The 12,901-nt window shown below is 63.3% G+C and carries 14 protein-coding genes; 13 read left to right on the top strand and 1 reads right to left on the bottom strand.

All coding sequences use genetic code 11. The annotated features are described in order from the left end of the window. Nucleotides 1-3: 3 nt before the first annotated feature. Nucleotides 4-231, bottom strand: coding sequence for a hypothetical protein (locus MOK15_RS01490; RefSeq protein ID WP_242932596.1), 228 nt, complete (start codon nt 229-231; stop codon nt 4-6). Nucleotides 232-486: 255 nt separating this feature from the next. Here MOK15_RS01490 and rpsB point away from each other — a divergent pair, with 255 nt between their 5' ends. From rpsB to rpmE, 13 genes are all read left to right on the top strand, one after another. Continuing rightward, a complete protein-coding gene (gene rpsB, locus MOK15_RS01495; RefSeq protein WP_242929973.1) occupies nt 487-1,245 on the top strand; it encodes a 30S ribosomal protein S2 in 759 nt (252 codons plus the stop codon). Between the two features lie 113 nt (nt 1,246-1,358). Next, on the top strand, nt 1,359-2,285 hold the full coding sequence (gene tsf, locus MOK15_RS01500; protein WP_242929974.1) for a translation elongation factor Ts: 927 nt from the start codon (nt 1,359-1,361) through the stop codon (nt 2,283-2,285). Between the two features lie 144 nt (nt 2,286-2,429). Further along, nucleotides 2,430-3,161, top strand: coding sequence for an AAA family ATPase (locus MOK15_RS01505; protein WP_242929975.1), 732 nt, complete (start codon nt 2,430-2,432; stop codon nt 3,159-3,161). A gap of 103 nt (nt 3,162-3,264) precedes the next feature. Next, the gene (gene pyrH / locus MOK15_RS01510) at nt 3,265-3,990 is read left to right on the top strand and encodes a UMP kinase (RefSeq protein ID WP_242929976.1); all 726 of its coding nucleotides are present in this window, start codon (nt 3,265-3,267) and stop codon (nt 3,988-3,990) included. Between the two features lie 7 nt (nt 3,991-3,997). Continuing rightward, nucleotides 3,998-4,555: a ribosome recycling factor gene (gene frr / locus MOK15_RS01515; RefSeq protein ID WP_242929977.1), complete on the top strand. Its 558-nt coding sequence runs from the start codon at nt 3,998-4,000 to the stop codon at nt 4,553-4,555. Nucleotides 4,556-4,598: 43 nt separating this feature from the next. Next, nucleotides 4,599-5,339, top strand: coding sequence for an isoprenyl transferase (locus MOK15_RS01520; protein ID WP_242929978.1), 741 nt, complete (start codon nt 4,599-4,601; stop codon nt 5,337-5,339). 4 nt (nt 5,340-5,343) lie between these two features. Then, entirely contained in the window at nt 5,344-6,123 is a 780-nt protein-coding gene (locus MOK15_RS01525) for a phosphatidate cytidylyltransferase (RefSeq protein WP_242929979.1), read from the top strand. Beyond that, nucleotides 6,120-7,277: a 1-deoxy-D-xylulose-5-phosphate reductoisomerase gene (locus MOK15_RS01530; RefSeq protein ID WP_242929980.1), complete on the top strand. Its 1,158-nt coding sequence runs from the start codon at nt 6,120-6,122 to the stop codon at nt 7,275-7,277. The genes MOK15_RS01525 and MOK15_RS01530 overlap by 4 nt, the downstream gene beginning before the upstream one ends. Beyond that, nucleotides 7,274-8,407, top strand: a complete 1,134-nt coding sequence (gene rseP / locus MOK15_RS01535; protein WP_242929981.1) for an RIP metalloprotease RseP — start codon at nt 7,274-7,276, stop codon at nt 8,405-8,407. Before MOK15_RS01530 ends, rseP begins: the two co-directional genes overlap by 4 nt. A gap of 103 nt (nt 8,408-8,510) precedes the next feature. Beyond that, the gene (gene bamA, locus MOK15_RS01540; protein ID WP_242929982.1) at nt 8,511-11,144 is read left to right on the top strand and encodes an outer membrane protein assembly factor BamA; all 2,634 of its coding nucleotides are present in this window, start codon (nt 8,511-8,513) and stop codon (nt 11,142-11,144) included. Continuing rightward, the gene (locus MOK15_RS01545; protein ID WP_242929983.1) at nt 11,144-11,794 is read left to right on the top strand and encodes an OmpH family outer membrane protein; all 651 of its coding nucleotides are present in this window, start codon (nt 11,144-11,146) and stop codon (nt 11,792-11,794) included. The genes bamA and MOK15_RS01545 overlap by 1 nt, the downstream gene beginning before the upstream one ends. Nucleotides 11,795-11,799: 5 nt before the next feature. Continuing rightward, on the top strand, nt 11,800-12,276 hold the full coding sequence (fabZ, locus tag MOK15_RS01550) for a 3-hydroxyacyl-ACP dehydratase FabZ (protein WP_242929984.1): 477 nt from the start codon (nt 11,800-11,802) through the stop codon (nt 12,274-12,276). A gap of 306 nt (nt 12,277-12,582) precedes the next feature. Next, the gene (gene rpmE, locus MOK15_RS01555) at nt 12,583-12,807 is read left to right on the top strand and encodes a 50S ribosomal protein L31 (protein ID WP_196224061.1); all 225 of its coding nucleotides are present in this window, start codon (nt 12,583-12,585) and stop codon (nt 12,805-12,807) included. Nucleotides 12,808-12,901: the final 94 nt, after the last annotated feature.

A 12,901-nucleotide genomic window follows, 5' to 3' on the forward strand; every position in this document is an offset into this window, starting at 1 on the left:
CCGTCAGGCGGCGATCGCGCTGCCGGGCAGGGGCAGGATCGCCTTGCGCAGGCCATGCGTCACGCGCGGGCGGCGGACGCGCAGATGATAGACGGGCAGCGTCTGCGGAATCGGTTCGAACAACAGCGCGGCCATCATCTTGTCGCGATACAGGGTGAACATTCCGGCTATGGTGCCGATCGCCAGCAGGAAGGCGGCGGAAAAGAGGGTCGCAGCAACAAGAGTGAACATGGCGATCACTTTCTGACTTGCCATTCGCATGGCCTGGCGCACTATGACGGTTCCAGTCGGCTTGCGCCGCATTTGGCTCGTTCGTTCTCTTTATGTTCTCATTCGGGAACGGCGTCAACCCTTGCAATTGTTTTTTTTCGCGTCTAAAGGCGCGCCCATTCCACATGGGAATCGACATATCCGGTGCCGGTTGGAGGCTTGCAGCTTTCCTATGGTTCCTGATTCCCAGAGGTAGCAACCGGAAGGAGAAATATTATGGCGGCACCTGTCGTCACCATGCACCAATTGATCGAGGCTGGCGCCCATTTCGGCCACCAGACCCACCGCTGGAATCCGCGCATGAAGCCGTACATTTTCGGCGAGCGCAACGGCATCCACATCCTTGACCTGTCGCAGACCGTGCCCCTGTTCGGCCGCGCGCTGGACTTCGTGTCGGGCACCGTCGCCGCCGGTGGCAAGGTGCTGTTCGTCGGCACCAAGCGCCAGGCGCAGGACCCGATCGCTGACGCCGCGCGCAAGTCGGGCCAGCATTTCGTCAACCATCGCTGGCTGGGCGGTATGCTCACCAACTGGAAGACCATTTCCGGCTCGATCAAGCGTCTGAAGACCCTTGAGGAGAAGCTGTCGGGCGACACCCACGGCTTCACCAAGAAGGAAGTCCTCCAGATGACCCGCGAGCGCGAGAAGCTGGAACTGTCGCTGGGCGGCATCCGCGACATGAACGGCATCCCCGATGTCATGTTCGTGATCGACGCCAACAAGGAAGAGCTGGCGATCAAGGAAGCCAACACGCTGGGTATCCCGGTCGTCGCGATCCTCGATTCGAACGTCTCGCCCGATGGCATCGCCTTCCCGGTTCCGGCGAATGACGACGCCAGCCGCGCGATCCGCCTCTATTGCGACGCCATCGCCGCCGCCGCCACCAAGGGCAACCGTGGCGCGCAGCAGGCTTCGGGCGTCGATCTGGGCGCGCTGGCCGAGCCTGAGGTCGAAGAGGTCGCTGTCGAAGCCTGATAGGCGTCGCGCAACTGCAAGAATGACAGGTTAGGGCGCGCTCTTCGGGGACGCGCCCTAATGTCTATCTAAATCTTCGTTTATTTGAACCATCCACTATTAGGAGCCGAAACATGGCCGAGATTACCGCTGCTGCCGTCAAGGAACTGCGCGACCGTTCGGGCGCGGGCATGATGGACTGCAAGAAGGCGCTCACCGAAGCCAATGGCGACATCGAAGCGGCGACCGACTGGCTGCGCGCCAAGGGTCTGGCTGCCGCGCAGAAGAAGTCGAGCCGCACTGCCGCTGAAGGCCTGGTCGGCGTCGCCGTCGCCGGCACCAAGGGCGTTGCCGTCGAAGTGAACAGCGAAACCGATTTCGTCGCCAAGAACGACCAGTTCCAGGATTTCGTCCGCACCGTTTCGGCGATCGCGCTGGAAACCGGCGCAGCCGACGCAGAAGCCCTTACCGCGCAGGCGCACCCCGCTGGCGGCACCGTCGCCGAAAAGCTGGTCGCCAACATCGCGACCATCGGCGAGAACCAGAATGTCCGCCGCGTCGGCCAGGTCGAAGTGGGCCAGGGCGTCGTCGTTCCTTACGTTCACAACGCCGCTGCGCCGGGCCTGGGCAAGATCGGCGTGCTGGTTGCGCTGGAAGGCGACGCGCCCGCCGACGTGCTGGAGCCGCTGGGCAAGCAGATCGCGATGCACATCGCCGCCGCTTTCCCGCTGGCCCTGTCGGCCGCCGACATCGACCCGGCGCTGCTGGAGCGTGAGCGCGCGATCGCCGCTGAAAAGGCTGCCGAATCGGGCAAGCCCGCTGAAATCGTCGCCAAGATGGTCGACGGCGCGGTCGCCAAGTTCGCCAAGGAACAGGCGCTGCTGTCGCAGCTCTTCGTGATGGACAACAAGACCCCGGTCGCCGACGTCGTCGCCAAGGCGGCGAAGGATGCGGGCGCGTCGATCACGCTCAAGTCCTATATCCGCTTCCAGCTTGGCGAAGGCATCGAGAAGGAAGTCAGCGACTTCGCGGCCGAAGTCGCCGCCGCTGCCGGCGTCTGATCGTCAGCGCGGAAGCGATAGAGTGAGGGGAAGGGGCGTCCTGCGGGGCGCCCTTTTTCGTTGGGCTTGCGGTGATGCGCGGGACCATTATCCTGTCCTGTCATGGGATCGAAGCAACGTACGACATCGCTGCCACCGCCATTTTTGAAGCGGGTCTGGCTGAAGGACGATGATCCCGATCGCGCACCGGATTGGGCGCGTTATCCGTTCAATCTTCCGTTGATCCGCAATGGCGGTCTCGATTTTCATTTTTCGAAGCCCGTGACGATCCTGGTCGGGGAGAATGGCACGGGCAAGTCGACCTTGCTGGAGGCGATCGCACAGCTTGCGGGTTTCAGCGATTCCGGCGGGGCACAAGGGATGCGGGCCGTGGAGGCCGCACCGGCTTCCGCCCAGGATGCCGGGTCGTTGGCCGCGCATTTGCGAGGCGCGTGGCTTCCTCAAGTCAAGCAGGGCTGGTTTTTCCGTGCGGAGACATTCTTCTCAGTCGCGCGCTATCTGGACCAAGCGGCGCGTGAGTCCGGTGCTGTCGGGCCGAACTATCTGTCCGCTTCGCATGGCGAGGGTTTTACCGATTTCTTTGGGGAACGGATGGCACGGCACGGCCTCTACATATTGGACGAACCGGAATCCGCTCTATCCCCGCACAGACAGTTCGATTTCCTGAAACTGCTGCGTCGAATGCAATATGCCAATAATGCGCAGGTCATCATGGCGACCCACTCGCCGATCCTGATGGCGCTGCCCGATGCCGACCTGTGGCAGGTGGACAGCTATAGCGTGCGGCCGGTCGCCCTGGAGGATACGCCCCATTTTCGGCTTTACCGGGAATTCATGCTCTACCCGCAGGAAACGGTCGAGGCGATGATCGAGTGAGACCTGCTGTATCATGATTGCGCAAACGCCCCTTGGCATCCCGTTCTTGCGCCCCTAATGTCCCGGCCGCTTTCCCTGCCAGTTACAAGGATTCTTGCCCCGCATGACCCGGCCTGCCTTCAAACGCATCCTGTTGAAATTGTCCGGCGAAGTGCTGATGGGGCAGGGACAGTTCGGCATCGAGCCGGAGACCGTGGCCCGTGTCGCTGGTGAGATCGCCGCGGCGAAGGATGCCGGGTTTGAACTGTGCGTCGTCGTGGGCGGGGGCAATATCTTCCGGGGTCTGGCCGGCGCGGCGGCGGGGTTCGACCGGGCGAGCGCCGATTATATGGGTATGCTCGCCACCGTCATGAATGCGCTGGCGGTGCAGAATGCGCTGGAAAAGCTGGGTTATGACACCCGCGTCCAGTCGGCCATCCCGATGGCGTCGGTGTGCGAGCCTTATATAAGGCGCAAGGCCGTGCGCCACATGGAGAAGGGCCGGATCGTCATCTTCGCGGCGGGCACCGGCAGCCCCTTCTTCACCACGGACACCACCGCGGCGCTGCGCGCGGCTGAAATGAACTGCGACGCGCTGTTCAAGGGCACCAGCGTCGATGGCGTCTACAATGCCGATCCCAAGAAGGTCGGTGATGCGGTCCGCTATGACGAGATCAGCTTCGATCAGGTGCTGAACGACAATCTCAAGGTGATGGACGCCAGCGCCATTGCCTTGTGTCGCGAGAATAATATCCCCATCGTCGTCTTCAACATCCGCGAAACCGGCAATCTGGCAACTGTGCTGGCCGGGCAGGGCGTAGCGACGATCGTGAAAAATCAGGAGCGTTGAGAAGACCATGCCGCAATATGACAAAGCAGACCTCGAACGCCGCATGGCCGGCGCGCTCGAATCGCTCAAGGGCGACCTGAGCGGCCTGCGTACCGGCCGCGCCAATGTGCAACTACTCGATCCGGTGACGGTCGAAGTCTATGGCGCCCATATGCCGCTGAACCAAGTGGCGACCGTGTCGGCGCCCGAACCGCGCATGTTGTCGGTCCAGGTGTGGGACAAGGTCAATGTCGGCCCGTGCGACAAGGCGATTCGATCGGCGGGCCTGGGCCTGAACCCGATCGTCGACGGGCAAACGCTGCGCCTGCCGATCCCGGACCTGACGGAAGACCGCCGCAAGGAACTGGCCAAGCTCGCCAGCAAATATGCCGAAGGCGCGCGCATCGCCGTCCGCAATGTCCGTCGCGACGGCATGGACAGCCTGAAGACCGACGAGAAAAAGGGCGAAATCAGCGAGGATGAGCGCAAGCGGCTGGAAACAGAAGTCCAGAAGCTGACCGACAGCAGCATCGCGGATATCGACGCGGCGTCGAGCGCCAAGGAAAAGGAAATCCTCGGCCAGTAAGCCGGGGCTTTCCTTTCGCGGCCAAAGCACGCATTCCTATCCGATGGCCAGCCAAGCCAAGCCCGATCTGACCCGTGTCGCGCCTGCCCATGGCGTGCGTCATGTCGCCATCATCATGGACGGCAATGGCCGCTGGGCGAAGAAGCGGCTGTTGCCGCGCATTGCCGGCCATCGCGCCGGGGTGGAGGCGGTGCGCCGCGTCGCCCGCGCGGCGCAGGATATGGGCCTCGAATGTCTGACGCTCTATGCTTTCTCTTCGGAGAATTGGAAGCGTCCGGCGACCGAGGTGTCGGACCTGATGGGCCTGCTCCGCCACTTCATCCAGTCGGATATCGACGAATTTCACGCCAATGGCGTCCGGTTGCGGATCATCGGCAATTATCGCGCGCTCGACCCTTCGCTGGTCGATCTGATCGATGGCGCCATGGCCCGCACCGCTGGCAATACCGGCCCGGTGATCGCGATCGCGCTCAACTATGGCGCGCAGGATGAGATGGTGCGGGCGGCGCAGCGACTGGCTGATCGTGTTGTCAGGGGTGAGCTGGCGGCGCAGGATATTGGCGTCGATGCGATCGACGCCGAGCTGGACACCGCCGACCTGCCGCCGCTCGACCTGCTGATCCGCACGTCGGGTGAGCAGCGGCTCAGCAATTTCATGCTGTGGCAGGCGGCCTATGCCGAACTCTATTTCACCGACATGCTGTGGCCCGATTTTGACGGGCGCGCATTGGCGCAGGCGCTGGACGCCTTTCGCCTGAGGGACCGCCGGTTCGGCGGATTGTGATCCTATGACAAGCGAATTGCGCACCCGCACTATTGTCGGCGTCGCGCTGATTGCGGTGGCCCTGGGCGCCCTGCTGGCGGGCGGGCTGCTGTTCTGGCTGCTGCTGGTGATCGCTGGCGTGCTGATGCAGGGGGAATGGGGCGACCTGACCGGCGCCATGCCCGATCAGCGCAAGGCGGCGATGTTCGCCGTGTCGATTCCGCTGGCGTTGCTGTGCCCGCTGGCTGCCGGCATCGCTTGGCCGGTGCTGGCGGCGGGGGCGGCGGCCTTCTTCTTCGTCGCCTTCACCAGCCGCAACATGAAGCTGGCAGCGGGCATCCCCTATATCTGCGTGCCGATCGTCGCGCTCCAGTTCCTGCGGGCGGAGCAGCCCAATATCTATGGGTTGCTGCTCGCCTTCTGGGCGCTGTCGCTGGTGTGGGCGACCGACATCGGCGCCTATTTTGCCGGCCGGTCGATCGGCGGGCCGAAGCTGGCGCCGCGGATCAGCCCGTCCAAGACCTGGTCGGGATTGGCCGGGGGCGTACTGGCGGCATTGGTGCTGGGTTTCCTGCTGCACCGTTTTGCCGGGCTGCCGATCCAGTTGGCGGCGGCCAGCGGACTGCTGGCGGTGGCGGCGCAACTGGGCGACCTGCTGGAAAGCGGGATGAAGCGCAAGGCGGGGGTGAAGGATAGCGGCACATTGCTGCCCGGCCATGGCGGGGTGATGGATCGCCTTGACGGCGTGGTCGCCGCCGCACCGCTCGCCGCTTTATTCTATCTGATCCTGGTGCAGGGCGGATGAAAAGCATCTCCATCTTCGGTGCGACCGGATCGGTCGGCCTGTCGACGCTGGACCTGGTCCGCCGCGATCGGGACGCCTACCGGATCATCGCGCTCACGGCGAACAGCGATGTGGACAGCTTGGCAGCGCAAGCGCGCGAGACCGGGGCACAGCTTGCCGTGATCGGACAGGCGCGGCTTTACGGCGCCTTGAAGGACGCGCTCGCCGGATCGGGGGTCGAGGCGGCGGCGGGCGATGATGCACTGGTCGAGGCGGCGGCGCTGGGCGCGGACTGGACCATGGCGTCGATCGTCGGCTGCGCGGGCCTGAAGCCCACCATGGCGGCGCTCAAGGCCGGTGGCACGGTGGCGCTGGCGAACAAGGAATCGCTGGTGTCGGCCGGCGGGCTGATGATGGAGGCGGCGCAGGCCGCCGGGGCGACCCTGTTGCCGGTGGACAGCGAGCATAATGCGATCTTCCAGTGCCTTGCCGGTGGAAGTTTGGATGATGTCGCAAGGATCATCCTGACCGCGAGCGGCGGTCCTTTCCGCACCCGCAGCCGGGCGGAGATGGCGGACATCACCCCTGCGCAGGCGGTCGCCCATCCCAACTGGTCGATGGGCGCCAAGATCAGCGTCGACAGCGCGACGATGATGAACAAGGGGCTGGAACTGATCGAGGCGGCGCATCTTTTCCCGGTCGGACTCGACCGGATCGAGATATTGGTCCACCCGCAGTCGGTGATTCATTCGATGGTCGAATATCGTGACCGTTCGACGCTGGCGCAGCTCGGTTCGCCCGATATGCGCATCCCGATCGCCCATGCGCTTGTCTGGCCGCATCGGATCGCCACGCCATGCCAGCCGCTCGACCTCATAACGATTGGCAGACTCGATTTCGAAGCGCCTGATGACGAACGGTTTCCGGCGCTCCGTCTGGCGCGCGCGGCCGCAGCCGAGGGCGGGGCTGCGCCTGCCATCCTCAACGCTGCCAATGAGGTCGCGGTCGCGGCTTTCCTGGATGGCCGCATCGGCTTCCTTGATATTGCCATGATTGTGGAGGATGTGTTGGACCGCTATAGCGCGGCAAGGCCCCGCGCGATCGATGATGTGCTGGTGGCGGACGCCCAGGCGCGCGGCATGGCGGGCCAAGTGATGGAAAGATTGACGGCTTGATCCAGAATCCCGGCTTCCTGTTGACCGTGCTTGCCTTCGTGGCGGTCATCGGACCGCTCGTCTTCGTGCATGAGTTGGGCCATTATCTGGTCGGCCGCTGGTGCGGGGTGAAGGCGGAGGCCTTTTCCATCGGCTTCGGGCCGGAACTGTTCGCCTGGGTCGATCGGCGCGGCACCCGCTGGCGTGTCGCGGCGCTGCCGCTGGGTGGCTATGTCCGTTTCAAGGGCGACATGAACGCGGCCAGCATGACCGATCCGGCCTGGCTGGAAATGTCGGCGAAGGACCGGGGGGAAAGCTTCCCCGGCAAGCCGCTGTGGCAGCGCGCGGCGATCGTGGCGGCGGGGCCGGCGATCAATTTCCTCTTTGCCATCCTGATCCTGGCGACCTTCGCCTTCATCCATGGCGAAAGCCGCACGCCCGCTGTGGCGGGGCAGGTGCAGCCGGGCAGCGCGGCGGCGGCGGCGGACATTCGGGCAGGCGACCGGATCGTGTCGCTGGGGGGCCGGGACATGGCGACCTTCGACGATATCCGCCTCTATGCGCAGATCCGCCCCGGCGAACCGGTCGAGATCGTGATCGATCGCGCCGGTCAGCGCATCGTCAAACAGGGCATGATCGGCAGCGTCGCCGAGGATGATGGCCTGGGCAACAAGTTCAAGGTCGGCCGCCTGGGCCTGGCTCCCGGCAAGCCGGTGATCGTGCCGGTCAGCCTGTTGCGCGCGCCCGTGGTGGCGGTCGAGCGCACCGGGCAGATCGTCCGCACCATGGTCGAGACGCTGGGTCAGATCATCGGCGGCGGCCGGTCGGTCAAGGAACTGGGCGGCCCGCTCAAGATCGCGCAGGTTTCGGGCCAGGCGGCGACGCTGGGGCTGGAGAGCTTCATCTTCTTCGCCGCGCTGATCTCGATTAACTTGGGGTTCATCAACCTCTTGCCAATTCCCATGCTGGATGGCGGGCATTTGCTCTTCTACGGGATTGAGGCGGTACAGCGGCGGCCGGTTAGTCCGCAGGCGCAGGAATGGGCCTATCGATCGGGCTTGGCGGTGTTGATGGCGATGATGCTGCTGGTGACTTTCAACGATTTATCATCTTTTGGGCTGTGGAAAAGCCTCTCCGGCTTGATCGGCTGACGCGCTTCGGGCAGGGATGCGCCATTTGGTGACGTCTGTTGCGGCAGACATAAATTTTTTCGGGTTTTTTGAGGTGGAGCGGGTGACAGCGATTAAGAGCAGCATGAGGCAGCACCCGGTAGTGGCCGTCCTGTTGGCGACGACCATGATCGCGGGCTTGCCGGCGATGCCCGCGATGGCGCAGGATGCCGCAGCCTCTGCGCCCATTGCGGCGTCGACTGCTGCCGCCACGCCCGCGCCGCAGGGCACCATCCGCAACATCACCGTGACCGGCACCCAGCGCCTGGAACCGGATACCGTATTATCCTATACCAAGCTGCGCGTGGGCCAGCCCTACAGCCAAGAGATACTGGACCAGGCGCTGCGCGACCTGTACGAAACGGAACTGTTCGCCGACGTGCAGATCCGCAACGATAACGGCGTTCTGACGGTGGAGGTGAAGGAAAACCCCGTCATCAACCGTATCGTCCTTGAAGGTAATAAGCGCCTCAAGGAAGACAAGATACGTCCCGAAATAAAACTGGCGCCGCGCCAGATCTATACCCGGTCCAAGGTCCGCGCCGACGTCGCCCGCATCGTCGAGCTGTATCGCCGCCAGGGCCGCTTCGCCGCGACGATCGAGCCGAAGATGGTCCAGCTCGACCAGAACCGCGTCGATATCGTGTTCGAAATCTCGGAAGGGCCGAAGTCCAAGGTCCGCCAGATCAACATCATCGGCAACGAGAAGTTCAAGGACGGCGAACTGCGCAGCCAGATGGTGACGAAGCAGTCGCGCTGGTTCCGCGTCTTTTCTTCCGGCACCAGCTACGATCCCGATCGCCTGGCCTATGACCAGCAGAAGCTGCGCCAATTCTACCTGACAGAGGGCTATGCCGATTTCCGCGTGATTTCGGCCGTCGCGGAACTGACGCCCGACAAGCAGGACTTCATCATCACCTATGTCGTCGAGGAAGGCGATCGCTACAAGTTCGGCGACGTGAAGGTCGAATCCGACATTCGCGATCTGTCGGGCGACAGCCTGACCCGACGCCTGCCGATGAAGAAGGGCGACTGGTACAACGCCAAGCAGGTCGAGGATACGGTCGATACGCTGAGCGAGACGGCGGGTCTGTTCGGCTATGCCTTCGCGGACGTGTCGCCGGACTTCAACCGCGACAAGGACACGCTGACGATGGGGATCAATTTCAAGATCGCCAACGCGCCGCGCGTCTATGTCGAGCGGGTCGACATCAACGGTAATACGCTGACCCAGGACAAGGTCGTCCGCCGCGAATTCCGCCTGGCCGAAGGCGACGCCTTCAACAGCTTCCTGGTCAAGCGTTCGAAGGACCGCATCAACTCGCTCGGCTTCTTCCAGGAGAAGCTGGACATCGAGCAGAAGCCGGGTTCCGCGCCCGACCGCATCGTGCTGGAAACCAACGTCCAGGAAAAATCGACCGGCGAACTGTCGCTGTCGGCGGGCTATTCCAGCCTTGAACGTTTCATCGTCGCGGCGTCGATCACCCAGCGCAACTTCCGCGGCAAGGGGCAGGAACTGCGCACCTCGGTCAATTATTCGGCCTATTCGAAGTCGATAGAAGTGGGCTTTACCGAGCCTTATTTCATGGACAAGAATATCGCGCTGGGCGGCGACATCTATCGCCGCGACCTCAACAGCTTCCGCTATCTGACCAGCAACACCCGCGACACGACCTATGAAAATACGTCGACCGGCTTCCAGTTGCGCGCGGGCGTGCCGATCACCGAATATATGTCGCTGGCGCTGCGCTATCAGTTGAACTTCGACGATACGACGCTGGACAGGGCCACCTATTATACCGACGGCGTCTGCGATCCGCTGCTGGCGGGCCGCTATCTCTGCGACGCCATCGGCAAGCGGACCACCTCGTCGGTTGGCTATTCGCTGATCTATGACACGCGCGACAACCGCATCCGTCCGACGCGCGGCCAGAATGTCGTGCTGAGCCAGGATTTCGCGGGTCTGGGCGGCAGCGTCAGATATGTGAAGACGCGCATATCGGCGTCCAAGTTCGTCCCGCTGGGCGCTGGCTTCATCTTCTCGCTGTCGGGCGAGGGCGGCTATATCCACAGTCTGGAAGGCGAACGCCGCGACGCGACCGGCGAACTGGTCGAGAAGGTCCGCCTGGTCGACCGCTTCTTCCTGGGCGAACCGCAATTCCGTGGCTTCGACATCCGCGGCGTCGGCCCGCGCATCGTTCGTCGCTATTATTCGGCGACCGTGACCGATGGAGTCGCGACCGGAGTGGAAAATACCGGGAGTAACAATCGGACAGACGATGCGCTGGGCGGCAAGATTTACTATCTAACGCGCGCTGAAATCGAAATTCCGCTTGGCTCTGGCGCGCGCGAAATGGGGCTTCGTCCGTCGATCTTCATGGATGCTGGCGCCGTTGCCGGTTTGAAGAGGCCGGGTCTTATCAATGGCAATGGTCAGTTTGCGGGCTATTGCTCGGCGACCGGCCAGACCACGGTCAAGGCGGGAGGCACAGCCGCCAACCCGACCTGTCCCGCGAATTTCGGCACGGACTACTCCGTATCCAACGGCTTCGTGGAAACATATCTCGGCGACACGCTCAAACCGCGTCTGTCGGTGGGCTTTGGCGTCAACTGGAACTCGCCCTTCGGGCCGTTCCGCATCGACATCGCCAAGGCCCTGCTCAAGGAACCAGGGGACGACAACAAGCTCATCACCTTCAATGTGGGGACTCAGTTCTAATGAAGACTATCGTTAAAGCAGCGGCGCTCGTTCTGGCGCCCATGACCGCTCTGGCTCTGACCGCCGTTCCGGCCGCCGCCCAGTCGAAGGCGGGTATCGCCGTCGCCGACCTGCAGCGCGCCGTGGGCACCAGCGCCGCCTACACCGCCGCACGGACCCAGATCCAGACCACCTACAAGCCGCAGATCGATGCGTTCAACACGCGCAAGACCGCGATCGACGCCGACCTCAAGACCAAGGGCGACGCGCTGCAGGCTGCGCTGCGGGCTGCGAACAACAAGCCGACCCCGGCGCTCGAAACCCAGTATCAGCAGTTCCAGCAGTCGCAGCAGACCGCCCAGGCCGAACTGCAGCAGATGGGTCAGCCGATCGCGCTCGCCAACGCCTATGTCGAGGAACAGATCGCCGCGCGCCTTTCCGACGCGCTCAAGACCGCGATGACCAAGGCGAAGGTCGATCTGGTGCTTTCGCCGGAGGCCACCGTGTCCTATCAGCCGGCCGTCGACATCACCGACGAGGTTGTCACGGAACTCAACGCGCTGGTTCCCAGCGTCGGCATCACCCCGCCGGCCGGCTGGCAGCCGGGCCGCCAGGGTCAGGCCGGTGCGGCCGCTCCGGCAACCCCGGCGCAGGCGCCCAAGTCGCGCTGATCTGAATGACGGTAGAAGTTGAATCGACCGCGCGTGGCCCGATGGATATCCGTCGGGTCATGGCGGCGCTGCCGCACCGTTATCCGATGCTGCTGATCGATCGCGTGGTGTCGCTGGTGCCCAACCAGTCGATCCACGCGATCAAGGCGGTGTCGGTGAACGAGCCCTTTTTCCAGGGCCATTTCCCCACCCGGCCGATCATGCCCGGCGTGCTGATCGTCGAAGCGATGGCGCAGGCCGCGGGCGTGCTGGCCGTGGAATCGATGGACCTCGCCGATAGCGGCAAGCTCGTCTATTTCATGAGCATCGACGGCGCGAAATTCCGCTCGCCGGTGGAGCCGGGCTGCCTGCTCGACCTGCATGTCGAAGTGACTCAGAATCGCGGCGCGATCTGCAAATTCTCCGGCAAGGCGCTGATCGACGGCAAGCTGGCGTCGGAAGCCAATTTCGTCGCGATGATTACCGATCCGCCGAAGGATTGAGTCCTCCTGTTCCTCCCCTGTAAGAGCAGGGGAATTGCATATAGATCTGCCCTATGTTTTTTCGTCACCCTGAACTTGTTTCAGGGTCCATTTCGCCTCCTGGTTTGTCGGACCCGGAGGCGAAATGGATGCTGAAACAAGTTCAGCATGACGGTTGTAGAGAGGCGAAAGGCCATATGCGATTGCCGTTACAGGGGAGGATGAACATACACCCTTGCCAATCCGCGCCGAAACGGCTAACGGCGCGCCTTCGCATTTTTTCGCATCCGGCCGGTCGGAAACCGGCCACATAAGGAGCATAGCGCCATGAAGGCCGATACCCATCCCGACTACCACCTGATTACCGTCCAGATGACCGACGGCACCACTTTCCAGACCCGCTCGACCTGGGGCAAGGAAGGCGACACGCTGGCGCTCGACATCGACCCCAAGTCGCATCCGGCCTGGACGGGCGGCAACCGTCAGTTGGACACCGGTGGCCAGGTGGCGCGCTTCAACAAGCGTTTCGGCGGCCTGACGCTGAAGAAGTAATCGGCCTTCACGGTACGAATGGAAAGGGCGCCCGCGAGGCGCCCTTTTTTGTTTGATAGATCGTGCAAGCCAGCACTTACGTTATCGTTCGACC

Source organism: Sphingobium sp. BYY-5 (genome assembly GCF_022758885.1).
GTDB lineage: Bacteria > Pseudomonadota > Alphaproteobacteria > Sphingomonadales > Sphingomonadaceae > Sphingobium.